Genomic DNA, 23561 nt, shown 5'->3' on the forward strand with positions numbered 1-23561 from the left:
GCTTCGCCTCCATGTCATATTTTCGAACATCCCTATTCCTTCTTATTGTAGAATGGACGTTTATCGTTTGGCAATTCATTCTTTCACGGGGAAAAAGCTGATGCATCCTGACACGCATCAGCTCTCCCAAAGCTTCAAAAAGATATTAAGGTATAAATCCCTACACACAAAACGGCTAGAGAGATTGTTGTGCATACAATCGAATGCCCCGTATGACTGTCCTTCTTCATAACGGCGGCGATCAGCTGCCGGACGGCAAAATACATGCTTGCCAGATTAATAAGGAATAAAACCATCATTACGGTACTCAACAGAAAGGAACTATTGTTACCCGTTTCCTGATGGTGATGATGCATTCCGCTGACCGTCCCCATAATAAGAGGCATTGTCAGCCAATGAACAAGGTGCAAAATAAGCACGCCGGACACGGATACCATCGATAGCACCGAATATTTCGACTCTAAGCTCAGGTGCCGCAGTTTGATCATTAGACATGCCTCTCCTTTCTATGCCCAACTTAGCTCTGGCAGCTGTCCGCCTTCACTGTGCTGCCGCAATATTTCTTCTTCGCCTGCGGAGGCAGGTTAATGGCCGGGCTTTGATTAAAGAAGCTGACCGGCTTCAGCATAAAGCCGATATACGCGGCAGGCATGACCGGCCAATCCTCCGGACGTGGTACATGGGTATGACCCATCGTGTACCATACGACAACGTCGGTATTTTTAATATCCCGGTCCTTCTCCGCCCAAGCGGACAACCCGTCTCCGCCCAGATGCTGGTTCGGATATTTGCCGGAGGCATACATCTCATCCTCGTCGTATGGGGTAACCCACAGATGATGCTTAATAAATCCGGCACGCTTGATCAGACTGGAATTGTCCGAAGCAAACGGGAAGCAGTTCTCTCCCGTCACGATTTTGAAGCCGACGGATTGGCCAAGCTCATTTTTCACGTTATCGTTTACAAACTTCCAATACCTCGCCGTCTCCAGCTTAATGTCCCGCTTAGCCTGAAGCTCCGTCTCCAGCAAAGTGGATTTGGCATAAAAAGCGTTCTCTCTCGGATTGTTCTCGCCCGGCTCCTCCGATACGACATTGACCTCATAGACCGAGTTCTCGTTGCCGTCAATCTGCATATCGAGACGAACGTTGAAGAAATGCTGATGATTGGGCGCATAGAGATCAGGCCCCACCATATTGCCATACTTCGGCGTTTCTCCCGGATGAAGTCCAGCCGTGGACAGGATGCCCGTCAGCTTCACCTCGAATTGAATATTGCCGTCCTGATAGAGATACCAGAAAAATCCGTATTCATAATTAGCTACCGTTGAAATAGAGGAGATGACTAACCGGCGGGAACGCCTAACCTCTACATCGTTTGTCCGCCAATCCGTATGCTTCCACAGAATGCCGAAGTCTTCCTCATGCATGCAGATGGCGTTTTTGATGACGAATAAATCCCCCCTGCTGTCCGTCATGACACCGTCGAAGTATTTAATATATCCTACGCAGTCGCAGCCAAGTTCCAGGCTGTTCGCCAATTGGCCAATTCCGTATTCCCCGCTGTCGAACGCGTTTTTCCGGTTCTGAATTGGACCCGGATCGCCATAAGGCACAACCATCTCCGACAAGGAGCCGCGGTACAGCACCGGACGGTCGCGACCCTGATCGTGATAGGACAAGGTATGCAGCGTTAGACCTTCGCGGGCGTTAAAGCCGATTCGGAACTTCCAATTCTGCCACTCGATCTCATGCCCGTTAATCGTAAAGCTTGGACCTTCCGGCTGCGTAATTTCAACGGGCTTGATTCCGCTGCGCAGCGGCCCTACCCGCTCAGGCGTATAGTTGAATTCCTTGTCAGGTATTTTCGTATATTCATATTCTTCAACCCGAAGCACTTCCATCGTATTCAAATCTATGATTGGAACAATCGGCAATGGACGAGCATAACCGTTATCCTTCTCATCGCTGCGCAGGAAGCATAAGGGTCTGGCTAGCCGAAGTGTCGCATCCTCCTCCGTTCCCCAATTGCCCGGCGACCACAAATCTACCATAACAAGCTCCGGCGTGTGGATGTCGAGCCGCTCCAGCGCTTCAATAAACAGCAGACTCTTGCGAACGGCAATCTCGCATTCCGCCTGCTCATCCAGCATGATCGTTGGCTGAACGCCAGGAACATGCACCCAGGAGACTACCTTTTGCCCAGTAAGGGAAACCACCGCTTCATAGGTGGCATTCTCTTTCTTGTTCAGAATAATGATAAACGCTTCTCTCTCAAACGGTGTGGAGCCGTCATATTCCATGACAATCTCCTTCTTGGGCTCTTTCAACGCAACATGTACAAACCGGTCGGACTCGGTTAATTGCTGCTGCTCTTTCAGAATGTGTACAGCGGCACTCATTTCCTCCCGGCTAAGCGGCTCCAGCGGGTGATTCGCTAACGATAAAGTAAGTTGTGTCATTTCAATCGCCTCTCTTCGATAAATTAATGTTAACTTATGTGACAATAATATCCCGTCTTTCATCTCAGTCAAACCTCTGTTTCCCGAATATTGAGAAAATTAGGATTTGATTTGTCCGAATTTTTCGATTTTCTCACATACCGGGATACTCCCGTTCTCTCTATTTGGATATCCGGTCATAATTACGTCATGAAAGATAACATATAACTATAGGAGGGACTTACATGCTGACATCCTGGAAAAAGTACTTATCGATTGCTTCAATGATGACTCTTCTCTTCACCGCAATTCCTTTAACCGCCTTCGCGGAAGGTGAAACCGCTGTTGTAGATACCGGGGACACGACCTGGATTATCGTCGCAACCGTACTCGTTATGTTTATGTTCATGCCGGGTCTCGCTCTGTTCTATGGAGGACTCGTTGGCCAGCGGAATATCCTCTCTACCGTGATGCATAGCTTGAGCGCTTTTGTGATCGTTACGCTTGTCTGGGTGCTATGGGGCTATAGCTTCGCTTTTGGCCCCGGAGTTTCCGGCATGTTTGGAGGATTTGAGTTTATCGGCTTCCAGCATGTCGGCATGGACGCTAAGGATGGCCTAACGATTCCGCATTTAATCTTCGCCATGTATCAGGGGATGTTCGCGGCCATAACAACCGCTTTAATCTCCGGCGGTGTAGCCGAACGGATCAAGTTTAACGTATGGGTCATATTCGCCGTTCTGTGGGTTACCTTTGTATATGCCCCGATGGCGTTCTGGGCATGGGGTGGCGGCTGGCTCTCGAAGCTTGGCGGGCTTGACTTCGCCGGCGGAACGGTCGTTCACATTTTATCCGGTGTAAGCGCGCTGGTTGCCGCTCTGGTTGTAGGCAAACGTCGCTCCTTCCCTAACCGGACTCTTCCTCCTCACAATCTTATTTTCTTTATGATCGGGGCGATGTGCCTCTGGTTCGGCTGGTTTGGCTTTAATGCGGGCAGCGCCCTTGCTTCAGGCGGTTTAGCAAGCCTTGCTGTTGTTACAACGCAGGTTGCTGCCGCGGCAGGCGGTGTACTATGGATGATTATGGAATGGAGACTGAGAGGAAAAGCAACAATGGTGGGCGGTGTAACCGGCGTCATTGCCGGACTTGTTGCCATTACACCAGCAGCGGGCTTTGTGTCGGTGCTCTCGGCTATTCCAATCGGCGCTCTTGCAAGCGTCATTTGCTATTGGGGCCTTCATGTTGTCAAAGCCAAGCTGCAATACGATGATTCCCTTGATGTATTCGGCATTCACGGGATTGGCGGGATTTGGGGAGCTATTGCGACCGGTATATTCGCGAGCACCAAGGTTAACCCTGCAGGCGCAGACGGACTTATCCACGGCAATGCCAAGCAGGTCCTTATTCAATGCATTGATGTGCTAGTTGCGATTGGACTTGCGGCCGTTGGCACCTTCGTCATCTTGAAGGCAATCTCTTTATTCACAACCCTAAGGGTGTCGGAAGAGCAGGAATTAACCGGGCTTGACCTCAGTCTGCACGGGGAGAACGCCTATAACACCTTTGAAGCGATGAACAGCGGCATTCCCGCCAGGCCGCAAGCGGAGTATCAGCCTGCAGGCACCGTGTTGACCGCGAGTACCGAGATGAAAGGAGTGTAACCATGAAGCTGTTGACCATTATTATTCGTCCCGAGAAATTAAGCAGCGTAACAGCCGCCCTTCACACCATCGGAATCAGCGGCATGACCATCAGCGACGTCCGCGGTCAAGGCATCCAGAAAGGAACGCGGACCTTATACCGCGGAGTGGAGTATCAGACGGATTTCATATTAAAAAACAAAATCGAAACCGTCGTTAGCGACGATCTCTATGAAGAAGCGGTAGAAGCCGTTATCGAGGCTGCAAGAACAGGCGCCATTGGCGACGGCAAAATATTCGTTACGGACATTGCCGATGCCATCCGGATTCGGACCGGCGAACATGGCCGGGCTGCGCTAGGCCAATAAGAACACCTTTTGGGCAAACAGAAGAACCCTCCCGTCTATGAAGTCGGGAGGGTTCTCTATTAAGATGCTTTCACAGGCGATAGAGCTGCTTGATCCAACACTTGATGCAATATATGGAAGGAAGCGGCGACGCGATGCATATTGCGGCGAATTTCTTCGGCCGATTGGATATAGGGCGCATTAACCAGCTCGCTTGCCCAACGCGTTACCATTTGCTCCATACAAGCAGGCGTAGTCTCGAGATGAAACTGCAGGGCCAGTACATCATCACCGTACGAGAAGGCTTGATGTCCGCAAGCCTCCGAGGTGGCAAGGAGGGTTGCTCCTTCAGGCAGGTCGAACGTATCGCCATGCCATTGGAACGAGTGGAACTCGGCCGGCATTTCTTTCAGCCAAGGATGTTCTTCACCGCTGCGCTCAATGCGGTGCCAGCCGATTTCCTTAAGCGTATGCCGGTAAACTTTTGCGCCAAGAATCTCCGCAAGCATCTGAGCGCCTAGGCAGATTCCTAATATTTTAATCCCGCGGTCCATCGCGGATTTTACAAACCTTTTCTCATCCGCAAGCCAAGGGTATCGTTCTTCTTGATAGACGCTCATTGGCCCGCCAAGAATAAGCAGCAGCTCCGTTGAATCCAGCCACTTGTTATCCAATTCCACAGCTGGGTCAACAACCGTTAGCTGATGCCCGCCCCATTGCGCCCACTCCGAGAAAGCGCCTATGTCGTCAAAGTCGAAATGCCGAAACGCCAGTATGTTCATCCCAATTCCCTCCAGTGTGAAGCGTGTCTGTTGTCTATAGCCTTATTGTAGAGCTGAATTCGGGAAGACTCGACACTCTTTTCTCACATAGTGGGAAACAACAGGAAATAATTCGGTTATGTTGGTCAATGAATGGCAAGCGGGCTGCTCTGCACCGCCTTCAACCATTCGGAAGCCATCAAATAATGGCCGGCAGCCGTTGGATGCACGCCGTCAAACAGCCAATAATCAGGCTCTGCTTTTTCCGCCGCTTGGTCAAAAGCCTGCTGAAAAGGTACAAATACCGCCTGATATTCTTCCGCTAATTGCTTAACTATCTCGCTCTGCCGCTCTACTCTCTCGCGCCAGCCGCTCCATTCCTGAGCAGTTACGCCTGTCCGCAGAACAAACGGTTCGCAGAGAACAAGCCCGGTCTCCGGCAATACTTCCTTTGTCTCCTCCAGCAGAACGCGGTAAGCCCGCTCGAAACGGTCTGTCGCGCCGCTAGGCAGCTTATCCATAATACGCCATGTATCGTTAACCCCGATCAGGATGCTAAGAACATCCGGTCGCAGCGCAATCGCATCTTCATTCCAGCGCGCGTACAGATCGGATACCCGGTTCCCGCTAATCCCCCGGTTAATGAATTGATGTCCGGCCTCCGCTTGCTCGTTGCCCAGCCGACCGGCAATATGGTACGCATATCCTTGCCCGAGCAATTGACCTGCATACCCTTCACGAGAACGTCCGCAATCCGTGATGGAATCCCCTTGAAACAAAATCACTTTCCCCATTCTAAACTTCCCCTCCGCATATGAAGTAAAGCAAACGCTTCCTCTCCCATTTTATAGAAGACTACGTTCTTCTGTAAATCATGGAAGCGGCTACTAGGCCAACGCAAATTCCCGAAACAGGCGCGACAGCCAAAATACTGATAGCCGGCAGTCCGCTAGCATTTAATTTTAGCCCCGTAAGCAGCACCGCCCATAGGAACACAACCATCCAGTACAACCATTTCTGATAAGAAGGCACGGTAAGAATATCTTCATTCTCCGGATTGCTTTTATACAGCTTGATAAGGACCGTTAGCGTTATGACCATCAATCCCAGCAGAGAAAAGCTGTACTGCAGCAATTTAAATAAAGGCAGATTCAGAAACAAAATCCGGTTCAAAATATTCAAATGATGTACAAAGTAACCTCTCTCATGGGTAAACCCGTCCACCAGAATATGCGTACAGAACCCGATAATCACGGATAACAAATAAAAAAACCACGCCTTGAAGCTTCTCATATCCCAGCTGCCGATCAGATGATAGGCGCGTTTATCCAGATCAAATAATGACGGCAGATGAAGAGCAAGCGAGGATTTGACCACATAATGAAACAACAAGCCAAGCACGAGGCTAAGCGGAATAACCTGCAGGAATAAGCCCGCAGCTGTATGCCCGATAGATTGATAAGGCTCCAGCCGCACGAAATACTCCATATCCGGCCCCATGCTGCCCAGCACCAGACCCGTAACGCTCAAAAGTTTTCGGTTTATCTTTTTTAACGGATAAGCAAATATCGGATGAGCTAGCGTATAAGGCATCCCTTCGAGCTCCAATCTATACTTTATTTCTAAAGGTTATAGACGAACGAAACAGAAAAAGGTTACAGGATTTTCAAAAATTTGAAAAAGACTGGTCATCTTTAATAGTTGAGTGTATATTTATACATTATTATGAATTAACATTCAATAGTGGAGGTTGCTAAAAAGGATGAAGCACATCGTATTTGTGGATGGTCAAGAAGGGACAACCGGCCTCAAGCTGCTTGAGTATTTGTCCCGGTTCTCATCTATTGAAGTTCTAAAAATTGATCCCGCGAAAAGAAAGGACCTCAAGGAGCGGGAAAAACGACTTATTGAAGCGGATCTCGCATTCCTCTGTCTTCCCGATTCAGCTGCCAAAGAATCCATCTCGCTGGTCAATAATGAAAAGACAAAAATAATAAACGCAAGCTCATTATTCAGAACGGACAAAAGCTGGGCATATGGGTTGCCGGAATTAAAACACCAGCGGGAACGTATACAATCCTCAACGAGAATCTCTGTGCCAGGCTGCCATGCCACCGGCTTTATCCTCTCCGTTAGACCCTTAATAGAATCCGGTGTCCTTCAGAAGGACTATCCCGCTTCCTGTTATTCAATCTCGGGTTACACGGGAGCGGGAAAAAGCGGAATTGACGAATACGAGCATGCAGACTCTGCTTCCATCCATAAACTTCAGGTTCCGAGGCCTTATTCTTTGCTGCGTAAACATAAGCATTTACCCGAAATGGCCATGTTATCGGGGCTTGAATATGAGCCATTATTCATGCCTATCAAAGCGAATTTCCCCCAAGGACTGGCAATGACCGTTCCGCTAACAGGAAGAAGTATGTCTAAGAAGGCTTCCGCAAAAACAGTGCATGAAATATTGGCGGCGTATTACGAATCGGAGCGATTTGTTCAGGTCATGCCCTACGATTCGGAGGCCTATCTGGAGGACGGTCATTTTCTGATTGACGAATGCAAGAACACGAACCGGTTAGAAATTTTTGTTTTCGGACAGGACGATCATATGACGATTGTTTCGAGATACGATAATTTAGGCAAGGGAGCTTCGGGTGCCGCTATTCAAAATATGAATCTGATGCTGGGATTTGACGAAGCGTCAGGTCTGATCCTCTAATAAAAAGAAGCCGGCTATCCATCGGATAGCCGGCTTTACTGTTAATTAGTCTTGAACCGTAGCAATCAGTCTGTTCAGAATCGTTGCTGCTTCCGCGCGCGTTGCTGTTTTATCCGGGTAATAGTAGCCTTCCGGCGTCCCTTTAATCAGTCCGGATTTCAGCGATTGCGCCACCGCGTCAGCTGCCCAGGCTGCGATTTCGCTGCCATCCTTCAAGGCCGCAAGCTGATCTGCGCCGGCAGCTTGCGACTTGCCGACAAAGGCAAGGACATTAGCCGCGGTTACGGCAAGCTGCTGTCTTGTAATTTTGTCATTCGGACGGAACGTTCCATCCGTAAAGCCTTGAATGATACCCGCTTCTGTCGCCGCCGCTACCGCGTCGGCATACCAAGCATTTGCGGTTACATCCTTAAAGCTGCTTGCAGGGTTGCCTGCTGTCAAACCAAGAGCTCGGGTCAGCATCGCTACCCACTCCGCACGGGTCAACTGCTGCTCAGGAGCAAATCGATCGGCGGTTTCACCGTTAACAATCAAGCTCGAAGCAAGAGCGCTAATCTCTTTTTCGGCCCAATGTCCTTTCGTATCGGCAAACGATTTGTTTAAGGCCAATACCGCGTAGACGCTGTTATGATTCGTGCGGATTACCGCGGTTACGTTACCGTTTGCATTTGTAACAAATGTCGTTGGTACCGGAGTTACAGAGCCGTCTGCGCCGATTACAACAGCTGCGGTTGGCTTCAAGGCAGGTTTGCCAAGCGGAATCGTACGGCTTACGTACTGCTTGCCAAAGTTCTTAACCTCTTGCCAATTCGAATGGCTGCCTGCCCATACATTAAATTGAACCGGAGCTCCAACCAATGTACCGTTTTGCTGCTGCAAAGCCAGCTCGCCTGCATGCTTAACCGCGTCGGATACCGCACTGATTGCTACGCGAAGCTGTTGTCCGTTTGTTACGGAGCTGTTTAACAAAGCCTGCAAAGGAAGCTCATACGTTCCCAGGCTGGTTTTGACCGTGAGGGTCAAAGACTTGTTGTTCTTCAAAAGCTCGGCAAGCGTAGGGACAGGGAATTCTGCCTGCAGATTGCTTTGCCCTTTCAGATCAGTTAAATCAATTATAATGGATTCCGCTTTGCTGCCTTGAGCCGCGTTTGCCAGAATAGCTGCATCCACTTTTACAACAGACGCCGACTCTCCGTTAGGAGCGGTTTCCGTTGTTGCCGTAAACCCACTGATCGTAGATCCTGTTCCCGAAGTCGTGATGACAGGTCCGGTCGTTGCGCCTCCGCCAGTGGATGGAGTTGATGTTGAGCTGCCGCTTGTAACGGTTACGGTTGCTGTTGCCGTGAAGCCGCCGTCTTCCGTTGTAACGGTTATTTCGGCCGTACCTGTTCCTTTTGCCGTTACCACGCCATCCGTTACCGTTGCAACCGATGAATTGCTGCTGCTCCAATACAGGTTATGGTTCTCCGCGTTGTCCGGTTGAATTGTTGCGGTCAGCGTGCCCGTCTTGGTGTTGGTCAGATCGAGAGCAAGCTGAGTTTTATCAAGAATTATGCCGGTTACACCGACCGTAGCATCCGGATAACGGTACACTTCGAAATCGTCGATCGCCGCCCAGTTGCCCGCTTTTGCATCCGAGAAAACGCCGATTTGCAGCTTGCCGTTCGTCACTTCAATACGGTCGATCGCAAAAGGAGTGTAGACGCTGCCGCTTGCGCCTTTCATATCTTTCGTAAGCTGCGGTGCATTCTCGCCGTAGCCCGATACCTCGAGCTGGAACTTGTTTTGTCCTCCACCCGTTCTTACCCACACTTGAACCTTGTATACACCGTTTGGAACGGTAAGCGTCTGATAGTTCGATTGCTGGTAAGCCGAACCGGACCAATGAGTCATTTTATATTTGCCGCGCGGGTTATCATTGTCGATGGACGAAGCATTCGACTGCGTACCCGGATGCCATTCCTGCCATGGAGCAAGGGTTGCTTTGCCATTGCTGTCGGTTGTTTCGAAATCGAGATTGTTATCTGGGAAAGGTACCAGAACGCTTGCCACCGTAGGCGTCTCGGTGACTGCATGGCTAGCCGCCGATTCGTTGCCTGCTTGGTCTACCGCTTTCACCGTAAAGGTATAACGCGTGCCCGCTTTCAGGTTGGTCACCGTATAGACGGAAGACGGAGCAGGATCAACCGATGCCCGTTTAAAGCCGTTGACATAAATGTTGTACTTGAGGAAATCGGTCTCGACGTTTGGTTCCCAAGCCAATTTAACCTGTTCGATTCCCGGCTCCGCCGTCAGGCCAACGGGTGCCGAAGGTGCCACGGAATCCGAGCCTGCCGCTGTTGTTGCGTTTACGGAAGAGCTTGCCGCAGATTCGCCGTTTGCGTTAAACGCCGTAACGCGATAGGAATAGGCCGTACTGCCGCGAAGCCCTTGGTCCGCATAACCGGACGCATCTCCTGCAGCCAAACCAATAAGACGGTAATCCGGATATACCCCGTTTGCCGAAGTTTCCGAATCCGTGGTAGAGCGGTAAATTTTATAACCGTCTACATCCGCGGCTGCCGTCCAAGACAGTTCGATTGTGTGACCGCCAGAGAGCTTGGCGCCGACTTCTTGCGGTGTCCCCGGGGCGTTGATGCCTTGTACTGCCGATGGAGCTTTTGCAATAACCGGAATCAATTCCACATCGTCAAACGCAGCCCATTCGCCGCCTTTATTGAGGGAATGGATACCCAGCTCCACTTGTCCGTTTGTCACTTGAATTTCCGGAATGACGATTTGCGTCCAAGAACCTACGTAAGCCGTTGTTGCCGCTGCAACGCTTAGATCGGCGCCGCCGTATTTCTTCGCTTCCAGGCTTACGTTCGTATCGCCGCCCTTTTGATACCAGACGGAAGCTTTATACGTACCGTTAGGAACTTTCACCGTGCGGTATGTGGTCTGTTCGTATGGCGTACTGCCGCCTAAATAATGAGTAAGCTTATAAGAGCCGCTTCTCGGATTATCCCTGTCCGCCTTTTGAGCGGAGGCTTGACCTTCGGGCGTCCAGCCATTCCATCCGGCAAGTCCGCCTTCTTCAAAGCTGCCGCCGATGCTCAAATAGTTATAGCTGCTTTGCACAAAATCATAAGAGAACTGGAACCAGTTCAGATTCACTTTGCCGCGGAACACGACATACAACTTGTGCTTGCCGGATACGGATTCCGCTTGAGCGGCTTTTGTAATCCATGCCCCGTTTGTATCCGTGAGATCTACGCCGCCTACATATGCGCCATCCGGACGGTCGAGACGGAACTCGATGCCGCCGTCGCCTTGCGATTGCGCTCTGACTTTCACGCTTGCCGTGCCATTCAGGAATTCAACGTTACCGAATGCGATGTAGCTGCCATCCGCCGTTGCACCGACAGATTTGCCGCCGCCGGCGTCCGTGGTCACTGCCGTTTTCACGCCGTTCATTTCACTGTAATCCTCAGCCTGCAAGGCAGCATAAGGACTGATTGCCGCCGCGCTGTCCTGCGTTCCGTTCCATACAAAGCTGGCTACGGCGCCGGCAGGAAGCGTGTACGCGAAGCTTTTGGATCCCCAGCGTACTTTGAAGTCCTTCGGCTGCTTCGACGAGTTCAGTGCTACCAGCACCTTGGAGCCGTCCTTGTTGACGAACGCAACATCCTCGATGCTGCCCGCGCCAAACGTATTGGACTTGATCCGCTGTGCACCCGGCAGAACAAATTTGCTGGCCTGGCCAAAAGCATAAAACTCTTCGTTGTACTTGACTTCATCCGTGCCGCTGTTAACCGTTACGATACCGCGGCAGTCTGAACAGCCGCCTACATACGGACCATGATTCTCGTCAAGCGCAATGTTCCATTTGAGTGAGGTACGCGCCCAGTTGCGGGTAGCGCCAATGATGAGATTTTGAGTATCCCACTGAACGTTGCCGGCAAAATCAGGCGCGAATTCACCGCCGGAGCTTTCCGTGAAATAAATGTCTTTGTCCGGATGCTGGTCATGAACAAGCGATTGCGCGGTGACATTGCCCGAATAGCCATGGAAGGCAGAACCGGCAATATACTTCTTCGCATCCGGGTCGTTCAGAACCTCGATCGGGTAGTCCGGCTCACTCCAGTTATGATCCCAGACCACAATTTTGGTATCGATCTTAGCTTCTTCAAACGCAGGCCCCAGATAATCCTTCACGAACTTCGCTTGATCTTCCGGTTCCATTCTCATCCCCGGGTAATCGGCCGGTTCGAAATGCGGTTCGTTCTGAAGCGTAATAGCGTCAATAGGAATTCCTTCCGCTTCATAGGCTTCAATAAATTTGACGAAGTATTGCGCGTAAACCCCGTAATATTCCTCTTTCAGCTTTCCTTTAACCGATGAGTCCGTTGTTTTCATCCAGCCCGGCGCGCTCCAAGGCGTGCCCATAATTTTCAGATCCGGGTTAATTTGCAGCGCTTGCTTAAGGAACGGAATAATGTATGCGCTGTCATGAGCAACCGAGAAATGCTCCAGATTCGGATCCGTCTCTCCCTTAGGCATATCATCATACGTATATATACTGGTTGCAAAATCGCTTGCGCCCATCGGTAGCCGCATATAACTGAAGCCTACGCCGTCGCCTTCGCGGCTGAACAGCTTATTCATCAGAACGTCTTTCGCCTGACTATCCATTTGAGAAATGACATACGCCGAAGAATCCGTTAGAGCGCCTCCGAAGCCGTCAATCGTCTGATACTTCGTATTTTCGTCTACATCAATCGTAAGCTCTGCCGGCGCGCCGTTTGTTTCGAATGCGACATCCGGCTGCTTGGCGATCAGATTGCTCTTGTCACCGGTTGTCATCCATACATTAACCGGATCGCCGGCAGCTGCCGATACCGCCGGCAACGCTATGCCGGTAAAGCTCGAGACAACAAGACCGGCGACAAGAGTCTGCGCGGCCATCCGTTTCCACATATTTGCTCCCATGCTTCAAGCCCCTCTCAGAAACTTTTTCTGTAATGCTGAGTACTGCTGTTCTTAATAGCCATCTAATAATTAAGCCTTGTTGCACCCCCTGTTCCTTTTATTAATCCCCGTGATGTATGTCATGTTGCTTTCCTGAATTGGATAATATCATCAATTGAAATCGATTTCAATAAGTTATCAAAAAGAAATTAACCGCTTTCATTTGAAAAGTGCCGTTTTATAGCATTAAATATATGAAAATCACTTGCGTAGTGTGTGCTGTTGGTTTGAAATCGATTTCAATACCAACGCTAATAAAACACCCGGTACAACCCGTACCGGATGTTTTATCGTCTACCCTCGTTTATTTTTCTTTTGGTCCGCTATTCCCCGGCTTCGGTTTGTTGGCTGCGATATCTCCCCGCACGATGCCAAAACCGTTAGTACCGATATACACGCGCCCGTATACGCGCGGATCGCCGGTAATGGCTTGCGTCGCATTCGCATATTGATGGAGATCATCATTGATCCGAATCCAGCTGCGGCCCGCATCATCCGACCGGTAGAATCCAAATTTGCCGTTGATACGCCCATTCATATATATCGCCATATACGATTGACCCGGTGCAGCCTTGCCAAAGCCGATCATCGCCGATTCCTGCACATTTTTCAACTTCGTAAAGGTGGCACCCGAATCGGTAGAATGGAAAATGCCGTATTCGCTTTGCGTGTTCGTATTATCCTTCGCCGCAACCAGCCAAATATCGCCTTCAACACCCGGAACCGCTTTAAACTTGCTGTTCAGCTTTGATGGCAGGTTAACCGCCTTGACGGATTTAACAAAGGTTGCCCCGCCATCCTTGCTTACATAGAAAGCCCCGTCCGCATATGCGTAAAATTTGGAGGAGTTAACGCGGTCCGATGATACCGTTGCTCCCTCCGGAATGCCGGCCGAAGCTTTCCAGGTCTGCCCATGGTCTTTCGAGTAGCTAACCGGTCTGCTAAGGTCTGCCGAAGCGCTTTTTGGAGCCCATACAATGGTACTTCCGTTAGCGCTAAGGGCAACCGTTCCGCCCTGCGTTTTATCCCCGTCAGCATCTGTCCACGCATTCGCGGCTGGCGTCCAGGTTACCCCGTTATCGGTAGAGAAGCCCAACCTGGCATCTTTGTTCTCCGCATTGCCTACCCGTACGATTAAGTTCGAATTCAACTCGGCGTAATCCAGATCCGTGCTTGTTCCAAAGTAAGGGTTCGTGATCATGGTTGGCGCTTTGTCCAGGTCTTCATGCCGGAAGCCGCCGATGTCGCCCATTGCGCTGATCAGATGCGCGCCGTCCGGAGGGCTGATCAGACCGAGGACAGCCGTTTCCTCAATGCCTTCCGCATGTACGGACACCTGTACTTTATCCCCGTTATTGCGGTCCAACGCCGTCAAATGATCCGCAGCGAATAGCGTTGCGCCTGTTCCGTACAGAAGCCGGTCCGGATTAAACGGATCAATCTCGAGATCGCCGATCATCCAGCCAAGCTTCGGATTTTGCTCGACATCGGTCGGACTCGACGTTCTACCCCAATCCAGCCATGGGGATTGCGAGTAATCCAGATCATACTTATTCACCCTCGAATAGCCTTCCCCCATCGTCCAGAAGGACGTCCAGGTCGCTCCGCCATCCGTGCTTCGGAAAATATGCTCATCCGGCCACCACATATTCATTGTTGCGACCATCACCGTATTCGGATTGGAAGGATCTACCGCAAGCCCCCCGAACGGATAGGAAGGGACTCCGCTGGTATCGGTTGGCGCAATGACAACCGGACTGATATCCGTCCACGCCCCGCTTTTCGTATCGAGTTTCCAGACCGAACCGGCTTTCGTTCCGTTCCACGCCGGACCGTCGTAAGGGCCAATCGCGCTGTTATACGTAATATACAGCTTCCCGTCTGCCGTAATTACGCCATGATGAGGAACAAAGCCTTCATGCGGCTGTCCGGCAACCGGTGCCCAGGTCGCGCCGCCGTCCGTACTTTTGTAAATGCTTTGTTCCGTGTCTGCAACTCCCACGTAAATCGTCTGCGTCGTTTGCGCCGATTTCTTATGCTTTGCATCAGCCTTTTTCCCTGTTGACGCATCAAAGGCGATCCATACCGGTCCGACCTCGCCGCCGTAATAATCCTTCACGTTTTGCCCTGCCGTAAAAGAGGCGACTTTGCTCCAAGTCGCGCCGTAATCGGTGCTTCGCCACAATCCGTTGCCGTTCCGCGCGCCAAAATACAGAACGCTGTTATTATTCGGATCAATCGTTAGACGTTCGCCCATCGAGCGGCCGGGCATATTGCCGCCGAATTTGAACGGCAGCTCGGTCTTTTTCCAATTCTCCCCTTTATCGGTGGAGCGCAGCATAACCCCATTCTGATCCGTAAAGTCGTTTGAATATGTACCTGCGGCAATGTATACCCGGTTCGGATCTACAGGATCGGTTGCAAGGCTCTCCACGCCGGCCATATTCCAATTGTCATAGCCGACCCAATCAAGCAGCTGCTTCCAGGTATTCGTCTTCTTGTCCCAACGGTAGGCTCCTCCAATGTCCGTTCTGACATATACAAGATCTTTCTCGGAAGGATTGTAGATGATACCGGGGACAAATCCTCCGCCAACCGTCTTTACTCTCCCCCAGTCATAAGCTTGCGATTTGCTGCCGGATGAGGCCATAACTCCATTGCTGAACAAACTAGCTGCTAGCGCGATAATAGCAATGATACCTGCAACCTTTTTCCTCATTACACCTTCTCCTCTGTGAAAGTTTGGTTTAGCACATTAATTGAAAACGCTTTCTTATGTGCCGCTGTTATCGTACAACGAAAGCAATTTCCATGGATACCCTTGGTTTTATATGTAAATTCAGTTCAAAATTAGTGGTTATTTATGGCTGATTTCATTAAAAAAGCTTCTCCGAAATGAAACATTCGAAGAAGCTTTCCCATTAATGCGATTTGTTGTAATCGAGCAAATGAAGCACCATTGTTACTGCCTCTGCTCGCGTAGCCGCAGCCAAAGGCATAAATCGGTTGTTGCCTCTTCCGTTAACGATTCCCGCATCGTAAGCAGCCGCTACAAGCGACTTTGCCCATGAAGGAATGAGACTATCGTCTGCAAAACCGGTAGAAGCCGTTACTGCCTGCTCTCCAGCCGCACGCATGAGAATTGCCGCCATTTCCATTCGGCTTATTTCCGCATTCGGGTGGAAGCTGCCGTCCTCATATCCTTTAATCATACCCTTCTGATAAGCAAGATTTACGGCATCTTTCGCAAATGGCGCAATCTCCGATTGATCCGAGAAGGTATGGCTGCCAGCTTGCGTATCCGGCTTCAGGCCTAATGCGTTAGTTACGATAACGGCAAACTCCTGACGGGTCACAGCTTGATCTGGGCTGAAGCTTCCATCCGGAAAACCGCTTATCCAGCCCTGCTCGGCTCCGTTAACAATCAGCTTCTCTGCCCAGTGACCGGCAATATCGTTAAAGCCGACGGGCTGGGCCGGAAGATCTGGTGTTACAGTCGGAGGCGGCGAAGTTGGCGCATATCCTCGGTTGAGAATGACCGAATAGATTTGTTCTGCACCGCTTTGGGCGGTCACCTTAATTTGTATCGTATTGCTGCCCTGATTCAAGTTAAGCGGAACGCTGTTCGCCCCGCTTGCAAGGCTGGAATACGCACTGTGATTCAAGCTCAACTCCACGGTAGCGTGACTCTCGGCGACAACCGGCTTCAAGGTAATGGAATCAACGGCATAAGCAACACTTGCGTTATAGGTGAAAGTATTTTCGTCAAATGCTGGGTTTAATGTCCCTTCGGATGCCGTCAAGCTGCTTAATTTAGCATTACTGCTTTGCCGCTCGATGCGGATTGTATAAGTTTTCGCATTGCCGTCATCAGCTGTAACTTTGATATGCAATGTGTTTAATCCATCCTGCAGCGGGATCTCAGGGCAGTCCGTGTTATCGGCTAGGCTGGTATACGTGCCGATGCCGGATTGCCATTCTACCTTGGCCAAGGGATCCGCCACCTTAGGCTTAAAGGTGAAGCTGGCGGTTGCGCTTGGCACCTCGACATCGTACTCCGTCACTTCGCTGTTAAACGACGGATTCAGACTTCCGGCCGATAAGCTTAAGCTGGACAAATCCGCATTCGCGCTGCGGCGATGAAGGCTGATACTATAGGTCTTTTCGGCGCTGCCATCCTGTGCTGTAACTTGGACTTTAATGAGGTTGTCACCTACAAAGAGAGGCAAGTTTGAGCTTGCCGTTCCGCTAATTACCGCTTCGTTGGTTCCACCGTTAACGCTCACTCGAATAGTAGAGTGACCTTCCGCCGATGTTGGCGTTACGGCCGTTGACGATACGTTGTTAGCTACCTCGGCTGTATAGGAGGTTGTGCCGCTTGAGAACAACGGAAGTAGATTACCTGCCGATAGATTCAGAATGGATAGATCGGCATTTGAGCTAGCCGCTGCACGAACTACGTTTACCGAATAGGTTGTTACCGTACTGCCATCTGCAGACGTCGCCATTATGGGAATGCTGTTGCTGCCGACATTAAGATTAACGGCATCGCTCGCCTGACCGCTTATCGCAACTAGGCCATTTACTGTCGCTGAAGCATCCTCATCCGCGAGAGTCGGAGCAAAAGCAATCGAAGACGTCGTATACGGGACATTCACGGTGTAGCTTGTAATAGCAGAATCAAAGCCCGGCGATAAAGCTCCTTCCGACACCGTTAATTTCCTAACGGTAGAATCGTTTGGCAGCGGCCGGTGAACATGAAAGCTGATCATTCGGGTTGCCGTATTATCGGCGGAAGTAATTTTCGCCTCTATTAAATTCAGCCCCGGGTTCATGAATAAATTTCCGCTCGAAGTCCAATTCCCGATCGGATTCCAAGTGTCGCTATTTACCCGGTATTCCAGTTTCGTTTGATTATCGTTCACCAACAAGCCAATGTGGGTATTTGGATTCGAGCTTTTATCCATGTAAACCTCGTAATCCGAAACATTGTTCGAAAACGACGGATAGAGCTCGCCACCCACGCTTACTGCTTGTACGCTGACATCATTTCCTGCCGCGGCAGCATGCCTAATTGGCAATGGCAGCACGAGACAGACAATCAATAGAATTGTCATTATTTTTTTTAACTGCATGTTAGACCATTCCTTTATGTATGTAATATTCGACATAATTCTACCAAATTATATGATAAAGATTGTGGAATGCATAGATCTGAATATCAAAAAAAGACGCCCCTAATTAGAGCGTCTTCTATCATTTAAGTCCCGGCGGTTCCCGCGCTGCTTGCAGCCTTCTGCATGGCATGCATGCCGATGATTACGGCAATTAGTTCGTAGGAATCCAGAAATTCGCATTGATTATCGAGCACGAAAGCACCGGACGACAACCATCCGTTAACTTGTTTGAATTGGGCGACAACGTTATCGGATTCATCTATTACATCGTATTCTCTCGAAAAGGCCGGCGAAATAATCTCGTAATCACCGCGACCTATCGTCTCATAGGAATATTTTTTCGAGAAAAACGAGAGCCTGCTTCTAAGCACTCCTGCTTCCTCTCCGTCCGCCCCGCTGACCTCCCACTTGCCCGAGAAGAAAGGGAACCTCCCGTTATAGAGCAGTTCGCCGTTAGCTCCATAGATATCGATGGCAGAGCTAAAAGCGCTTCTCATATCCAACTGCCCGACCTGCTGCTCCTGCTCATTTAAAATCTCCGTCACACCGGCATTCCAAAAATTTTCACGAAAAAATAATTGCAATTCAGTCGCCCCTTTCGCGTGCCGTGACTATACCTTTTTATGTTAAGTATAACGCTGGTACAAGCCAAAATGTTTCAATTTTCCCGCAAATCCGACGCCTAATCGGTGATTATCAGCAAAAAGAAGGCTGCCATCACGGCTGCCTCCTGAGGCTTAATCTTGCGTTAGTTTTACTCTATGCTCAGCACGCTTGTACATAACCGACAAACAACTTTGCTCTGGCCTATTTTGTTCGGTCATTGTCCAAAAGAACTATTTCTGTCCCATCATTTAGAAAGGACGGATTTACCCGTTGCTTCGGCTGCTCCTGCTGCTGGACCTGCGGGTCCGCTGGTCCCGTCAATCCGGATTCTCCGGTTGCAATCTATAACTCTACTCTCTCTAGAGATGTGCTTCTACAAAATTGGAACATACACATCCGCATTGCGAACATGCTGTTCTTCACCGAAACGGAATACTTCAAGCGCTAGAGATCTCGTATTGTTTTTAAGATTCATCGCTTCCAGGGCTGCCTTGATCAACGCATAAGGATCCTGTTCGTTTGACCTTACCTTGGCATAGCTCTGTCCCGGAACGGAAAAGCCAAGCATTCCTTCGGGAACTTCGTCAATTCGGGATACTTCCATGCTGTATATATAAGTGAACAAAAAATCGTTGGCAAAATGAGGGCAAACATAACTGCCTGAATTAATCACATTCGGAATCTCTTTAATTCTGGACAGAAAAAGATCATTAACCTCCTGGATGCTTTTAGGATTTACGCGCCTGAACGCATTTGTTACCGCCACTCCCACAAAATGCTTCTCTTCCAATGTAACAATCTCAACCTGCTCCAATTGCTTATTGGTCACGCGAATCACTTCTCCCCATTTGGATTTGGATAAAGCGGCGCCAAAGCGATATCGATCTTGTCGGCAACAAGCGTATAGAACTCGGGAAAATTTGGGTTCGCTGAACTCGGAATTTCTTCAAAGCCTCGAATAAATAAACCGGCTGCACCCGCCGCCGACAAAATATCGCCAACCGTCCAGCTGCAGGCCAGCACTTTGCCAAGACCTTCCCTTTCTTCCTCCGGCAGGAGCTTGGCGAAAGCAACATCGCCCTCCTTAATCCCTTTCTCGAAGTAATTGCCGCTTGGCTCAGTGAGGTTTCTTGAGGTTACCCAGGCTCGTGCAAAAGGATGGAAATCCGTCAGCAGAAATCTTCCGTTCGTGCGCAGCCTTCGGCGGACAACATCAAAGATCGCATTCAGATCGGAGAAGTAATGCAAGACACCAAACTCCATCAGGACAATATCGAATTGTCCCAGTTCTTCCTCATCCGGAATAGACAGGGCATCCGAGCAGATGTAGTTCAGCTTTACTTCGGCCGCAGCCGCAACATCCAGCGCATACCTCCGATTTTCCGCGGATAAATCCACGACCGTAACCTCTGCTCCTTGCATGGCCAGCGAAATCGCTTTTCTGCCATGCGATCCCAGCAGATTAAGCACCCGCTTCCCCGCCGGATCGCCTATGTACTTCAGCCAATAACGCAGATTATGAATGCCCGTCTGTCTTAACGTCTCGGCCAATTCAACGGGGGTACCGTATTGCCGGACCCAAGCTTCATAAGCCTTCGTCTCCCAAGCCATTTTGTTTGCCTTCACTAACTGCTCCTGCAAACCAACCTCTCCTCTCCTGATAGACGGCTCCGAGAACTTCCAAAGCTAAACTTCCAAAGATAACCAGATCTATTATATACGAGACGGAACTTGGCAAAAAGAAAAAAATCCGCCTTGAGCGGATTTTCTGTTTATCCCTAATTGCTAGAATTTACGTTTGCTTATCTCTTGCGCCGCTCTCTCTTGCGTAAAGACATCCTCCGGCGGCACCATTCGCTTAGGCAGCGTCCTTCCGGCCATAATCTCTTTGACCGTCTGCATAAGCTGAGGCCCAAGCAGCGGATTGCACTCCACCACGGCGTTCAGCTTGCCTGCCGCAAGCTGCTGCAGCGCCTTGCGGGAGCCGTCAACCGAAATGACTATAATATCGACACCAGGTCTTAGGCCTGCTGCCTCAATAGACTCAATGGCGCCAAGAGCCATATCGTCATTGTGAGCGAATAATACTTGCGGACGCTCGTTTTCCGGAACTTTCAGGAAGGTCCGCATAACCTCTCTGCCCTCCTCTTCCGTGAAGTCGGCGGGTGCGCTTTGCGTAATGACCATATCTTTTCTTGCCTTAATAATGCTGCGGAATCCTTCTCCCCTCTGAATGGAAGGCGTAGAGCCTTTGGTTCCCTGCAGTTCCGCGATCCGGATCGGGCCAGGCTGGCTGCGCATCAGGTCAAGAAGGTATTTGCCCGCCCTTACGCCTTCTTCATAAAGGTTAGAGCCAATTGTCGTGACGAACAGGGACGTATCCTTCACGTCAACCGAGCGGTCCAAGATGACTATCGGAATCCCGGCCTGCTTAATCTCACGAAGAATATCCTCCCAGCCGGATTCCACGACCGGAGCAATAGCGATCACATCCACCTTCATCTCAATAAAAGAGCGGATGGCTTCGAATTGCTTGGATTGGGACTGCTCCGCATTTCTCAAAACTAACCGAATACCCGACTCGGCAGCCGCATCCTGGACAGAGGCCGTATTGGCGAGGCGCCATGCGCTTTCGCTTCCCAATTGGGAGAAGCCGAGAGTTATCGTTTTACCGGGATTTACGTTCGAGGCAGAGCTCTTCAGCCATTCGCTTATGGCTGGCGGCGCTTCGCTGTCTAAGGGCGGCGAGGGGACAGTCGCTTCCTCCCGGGAAGTGCAGCCTTGGAGCAGTAGGATCATGAACAAACCAAATAAAAGATAGATTAGCTTCTTCATTACCGTTCCGCCCCCTTGAAATTACGGAATAACTATGTCTTTAACGTGACCCGCCGGTCACTGAGCAGCCTCTGGAAGAGGATAAACACAAACAATAACAAACCGATCACGATCTTTGTCCACCAGGAGCTAAGCGTTCCTTCGAAGCTTATTATAGTTTGGATAACCCCCTGTATCAATACGCCAATTAAGGTTCCCGCGACGTATCCGACACCGCCGGTCAGCAATGTTCCGCCTATAACAACCGCCGCAATCGTATCAAGCTCCAATCCCATCGCATGCAAACCGTATCCGGATAACATGTAGAAAGTAAACACCACTCCCGCAAGAGACGAGCAAAAGCCGCTGAACGTATAGACCAATATTTTCGTTCTGGCCACCGGCAGCCCCATTAAGAGCGCGGACTGTTCGCTTCCCCCAATCGCATACACATTGCGGCCAAATCTCGTATAATGCGCCAGATAAATAGCGGCAAGAACAACAACCAACGCGATGATGACGTTAATCGATATATTGCCGCCGGGCAGCGATACCTTGGTTTGGGCTACCCTGGTGAAAAAGCCGTTTGTTACCGTAATCGTATCAATACTGATAATGTAACAGATCCCTCTGGCTAGGAACATTCCGGCAAGCGTAACGATAAACGGCTGGATTTTGAAATAATGAATAATGGCCCCAAGCAAAGTCCCGAATAAAGCCCCGAAGATAAGAACCATCGGAATAACTAGCGCCGGTGACCAGCCATGCCGCTCTACCAAAGTGGCGCAAATCATCGTGGTGAGGGCAATAACGGAGCCGACCGACAGATCGATGCCGCCGGAAATAATGACGAAGGTCATCCCTACGGCCGTAATAATTAAAAACGAATTATCAATGAGCAGATTATACAGCACTTGTGCGGAGAAAAATCCGGTGTAGCGGAATGATCCCGCGGCGAACATGACCGCTAGCAAGCCAAAGGTCACAAGAATCGGAACGTATTTGCGGTTAAGCATGGCGGGTAACCTCCTGTTCTGCAGGGTAATTCCTCTTTTTCCAGCGGGTAATCAACGTCTGGCGGAAGGCCTCGGATTGAATGAGGCATACGGCTAGCACGACAAAGGCTTTGACGACAAGCGTAATTTCGGGCGGAACGCCAATCATATAGATGGTGGTGGTCAAAGTCTGAATGATCAAAGCGCCAATAACCGTTCCCATTAAATAAAACCGTCCGCCATTTAAAGAGGTTCCGCCAATTACGACAGCCAGAATGGCATCCAGCTCATACCATAGACCGGCGTTGTTTCCGTCCGCGCTGGATACGTTCGAGCTTAGAATCAGTCCTGCTATTCCCGCGCATAAGCCGCAGAACACATAGACAGTCAAAATAACGGTTCTGGAGCGAAGGCCGGCAAGCCGGCTAGCCTCCGGATTACTGCCGACGGATTCAATAAACAATCCGATGGCTGTTTTTCGTGTCAGCAGCGAGGCAAACAACAGAACGGCCGCAACGATAAAAATAGAAAACGGCAAGGAAGCAAGCGAACCCGCGCCGATATATTCGTAGTTCGAATTGGATATGGTTATAATTTGCCCGCTGGTAATTAACTGCGCAATACCGCGCCCGGCAACCATTAAGATAAGAGTCGCAATAATAGGCTGAATACGCGTGACCGTAACAAGCGTGCCATTCCACAAGCCAAGCACGATAGACAGCGCGATGGAGGCCAACACCGCCCCAATTACAAGCAGCATGGAGCTTTGATCCGTGCCTTTGCTTATAGTCAGACAAGCCATAGCGGCGGAAATCGCAACGATGGAACCAACGGAAAGGTCAATTCCTCCCGTTGCAATGACAATAGTCATTCCGATAGAGACCAGAATTAAAGGAGCCCCGAAATTAAGTATATCAATCAAGCTGCCGTATAAGTTGCCGCCTCGGATCACTAGAGAGAAGAAATCCGGCGAATAGATGAGGTTAAATAACAGCAGCGCCCCAAGCACAACTAACGGCCAGAACAAATGATGCCGGTACATTTTGCCACCCATA

General features: G+C 50.1%; 17 protein-coding genes. 3 read left to right on the forward strand and 14 right to left on the reverse strand.

All coding sequences use genetic code 11. The features are described 5' to 3' along the window. Positions 1 to 134: 134 nt before the first annotated feature. Positions 135 to 488 (reverse strand): hypothetical protein, encoded by a 354-nt coding sequence (locus tag WFJ73_RS07315; protein WP_336772412.1) that lies wholly within the window; start codon positions 486 to 488, stop codon positions 135 to 137. A 29-nt stretch (positions 489 to 517) separates the two neighbouring features. Further along, complete coding sequence (locus WFJ73_RS07320; RefSeq protein WP_336772413.1) at positions 518 to 2461, reverse strand: primary-amine oxidase; 1944 nt, start codon at positions 2459 to 2461, stop codon at positions 518 to 520. A 224-nt stretch (positions 2462 to 2685) separates the two neighbouring features. Between WFJ73_RS07320 and WFJ73_RS07325 the strand changes: the two genes are divergently transcribed. Both WFJ73_RS07325 and WFJ73_RS07330 read left to right on the forward strand, forming a co-directional pair. After that, a complete protein-coding gene (locus WFJ73_RS07325) occupies positions 2686 to 4101 on the forward strand; it encodes an ammonium transporter (protein WP_336772414.1) in 1416 nt (471 codons plus the stop codon). 2 nt (positions 4102 to 4103) lie between these two features. Continuing rightward, the gene (locus tag WFJ73_RS07330; RefSeq protein ID WP_336772415.1) at positions 4104 to 4448 is read left to right on the forward strand and encodes a P-II family nitrogen regulator; all 345 of its coding nucleotides are present in this window, start codon (positions 4104 to 4106) and stop codon (positions 4446 to 4448) included. 59 nt (positions 4449 to 4507) lie between these two features. Here WFJ73_RS07330 and WFJ73_RS07335 read toward each other — a convergent pair whose 3' ends face one another. The 3 genes from WFJ73_RS07335 to WFJ73_RS07345 all read right to left on the reverse strand — a co-directional run bounded on the left by WFJ73_RS07335 (position 4508) and on the right by WFJ73_RS07345 (position 6781). Further along, entirely contained in the window at positions 4508 to 5209 is a 702-nt protein-coding gene (locus WFJ73_RS07335) for a type 1 glutamine amidotransferase (RefSeq protein ID WP_336772416.1), read from the reverse strand. A 125-nt stretch (positions 5210 to 5334) separates the two neighbouring features. Beyond that, the gene (locus WFJ73_RS07340; RefSeq protein ID WP_336772417.1) at positions 5335 to 5982 is read right to left on the reverse strand and encodes an SGNH/GDSL hydrolase family protein; all 648 of its coding nucleotides are present in this window, start codon (positions 5980 to 5982) and stop codon (positions 5335 to 5337) included. 61 nt (positions 5983 to 6043) lie between these two features. After that, positions 6044 to 6781, reverse strand: a complete 738-nt coding sequence (locus WFJ73_RS07345; RefSeq protein WP_336772418.1) for a DUF4184 family protein — start codon at positions 6779 to 6781, stop codon at positions 6044 to 6046. A 169-nt stretch (positions 6782 to 6950) separates the two neighbouring features. Here WFJ73_RS07345 and argC point away from each other — a divergent pair, with 169 nt between their 5' ends. Then, on the forward strand, positions 6951 to 7904 hold the full coding sequence (gene argC, locus WFJ73_RS07350; protein WP_336772419.1) for an N-acetyl-gamma-glutamyl-phosphate reductase: 954 nt from the start codon (positions 6951 to 6953) through the stop codon (positions 7902 to 7904). A gap of 45 nt (positions 7905 to 7949) precedes the next feature. Here the strand turns inward: argC and WFJ73_RS07355 are convergent, their stop codons facing one another. The 9 genes from WFJ73_RS07355 to WFJ73_RS07395 form a co-directional block, all read right to left on the reverse strand. Continuing rightward, positions 7950 to 12875, reverse strand: a complete 4926-nt coding sequence (locus WFJ73_RS07355) for an S-layer homology domain-containing protein (RefSeq protein ID WP_336772420.1) — start codon at positions 12873 to 12875, stop codon at positions 7950 to 7952. A gap of 343 nt (positions 12876 to 13218) precedes the next feature. Then, complete coding sequence (locus WFJ73_RS07360) at positions 13219 to 15633, reverse strand: WD40/YVTN/BNR-like repeat-containing protein (RefSeq protein WP_336772421.1); 2415 nt, start codon at positions 15631 to 15633, stop codon at positions 13219 to 13221. A gap of 202 nt (positions 15634 to 15835) precedes the next feature. Continuing rightward, the gene (locus tag WFJ73_RS07365; RefSeq protein ID WP_336772422.1) at positions 15836 to 18031 is read right to left on the reverse strand and encodes a cadherin-like beta sandwich domain-containing protein; all 2196 of its coding nucleotides are present in this window, start codon (positions 18029 to 18031) and stop codon (positions 15836 to 15838) included. A 143-nt stretch (positions 18032 to 18174) separates the two neighbouring features. Then, positions 18175 to 18675, reverse strand: a complete 501-nt coding sequence (locus WFJ73_RS07370; protein ID WP_336772423.1) for a hypothetical protein — start codon at positions 18673 to 18675, stop codon at positions 18175 to 18177. 395 nt (positions 18676 to 19070) lie between these two features. After that, positions 19071 to 19526, reverse strand: a complete 456-nt coding sequence (locus WFJ73_RS07375) for a GyrI-like domain-containing protein (protein ID WP_336772424.1) — start codon at positions 19524 to 19526, stop codon at positions 19071 to 19073. A gap of 5 nt (positions 19527 to 19531) precedes the next feature. Then, a complete protein-coding gene (locus WFJ73_RS07380) occupies positions 19532 to 20338 on the reverse strand; it encodes a class I SAM-dependent methyltransferase (RefSeq protein WP_336772425.1) in 807 nt (268 codons plus the stop codon). 144 nt (positions 20339 to 20482) lie between these two features. Next, entirely contained in the window at positions 20483 to 21532 is a 1050-nt protein-coding gene (locus tag WFJ73_RS07385; protein WP_336772426.1) for a substrate-binding domain-containing protein, read from the reverse strand. A gap of 32 nt (positions 21533 to 21564) precedes the next feature. Then, positions 21565 to 22527 (reverse strand): galactofuranose ABC transporter, permease protein YjfF, encoded by a 963-nt coding sequence (gene yjfF / locus WFJ73_RS07390; protein ID WP_336772427.1) that lies wholly within the window; start codon positions 22525 to 22527, stop codon positions 21565 to 21567. Further along, positions 22520 to 23560 carry an ABC transporter permease gene (locus WFJ73_RS07395; RefSeq protein WP_336772428.1) on the reverse strand — a complete coding sequence of 347 codons (1041 nt, stop codon included), beginning with the start codon at positions 23558 to 23560 and terminating at the stop codon, positions 22520 to 22522. Before WFJ73_RS07395 ends, yjfF begins: the two co-directional genes overlap by 8 nt. Position 23561: the final 1 nt, after the last annotated feature.

Origin of the sequence: Paenibacillus sp. MMO-58 (assembly GCF_037146255.1) — a bacterium.
Classification (GTDB): domain Bacteria; phylum Bacillota; class Bacilli; order Paenibacillales; family Paenibacillaceae; genus Pristimantibacillus.

What these genes read in the sequence shown, in the direction of transcription:
- WFJ73_RS07315 (WP_336772412.1), bottom strand. Translation starts at nt 488, where the DNA reads ATGATCAAACTGCGGCACCTGAGCTTAGAGTCGAAATATTCGGTGCTA.
- WFJ73_RS07320 (WP_336772413.1), bottom strand. Translation starts at nt 2,461, where the DNA reads ATGACACAACTTACTTTATCGTTAGCGAATCACCCGCTGGAGCCGCTT.
- WFJ73_RS07325 (WP_336772414.1), top strand. Translation starts at nt 2,686, where the DNA reads ATGCTGACATCCTGGAAAAAGTACTTATCGATTGCTTCAATGATGACT.
- WFJ73_RS07330 (WP_336772415.1), top strand. Translation starts at nt 4,104, where the DNA reads ATGAAGCTGTTGACCATTATTATTCGTCCCGAGAAATTAAGCAGCGTA.
- WFJ73_RS07335 (WP_336772416.1), bottom strand. Translation starts at nt 5,209, where the DNA reads ATGAACATACTGGCGTTTCGGCATTTCGACTTTGACGACATAGGCGCT.
- WFJ73_RS07340 (WP_336772417.1), bottom strand. Translation starts at nt 5,982, where the DNA reads ATGGGGAAAGTGATTTTGTTTCAAGGGGATTCCATCACGGATTGCGGA.
- WFJ73_RS07345 (WP_336772418.1), bottom strand. Translation starts at nt 6,781, where the DNA reads ATGCCTTATACGCTAGCTCATCCGATATTTGCTTATCCGTTAAAAAAG.
- argC (WP_336772419.1), top strand. Translation starts at nt 6,951, where the DNA reads ATGAAGCACATCGTATTTGTGGATGGTCAAGAAGGGACAACCGGCCTC.
- WFJ73_RS07355 (WP_336772420.1), bottom strand. Translation starts at nt 12,875, where the DNA reads ATGGGAGCAAATATGTGGAAACGGATGGCCGCGCAGACTCTTGTCGCC.
- WFJ73_RS07360 (WP_336772421.1), bottom strand. Translation starts at nt 15,633, where the DNA reads ATGAGGAAAAAGGTTGCAGGTATCATTGCTATTATCGCGCTAGCAGCT.
- WFJ73_RS07365 (WP_336772422.1), bottom strand. Translation starts at nt 18,031, where the DNA reads ATGACAATTCTATTGATTGTCTGTCTCGTGCTGCCATTGCCAATTAGG.
- WFJ73_RS07385 (WP_336772426.1), bottom strand. Translation starts at nt 21,532, where the DNA reads ATGAAGAAGCTAATCTATCTTTTATTTGGTTTGTTCATGATCCTACTG.
- yjfF (WP_336772427.1), bottom strand. Translation starts at nt 22,527, where the DNA reads ATGCTTAACCGCAAATACGTTCCGATTCTTGTGACCTTTGGCTTGCTA.
- WFJ73_RS07395 (WP_336772428.1), bottom strand. Translation starts at nt 23,560, where the DNA reads ATGGGTGGCAAAATGTACCGGCATCATTTGTTCTGGCCGTTAGTTGTG.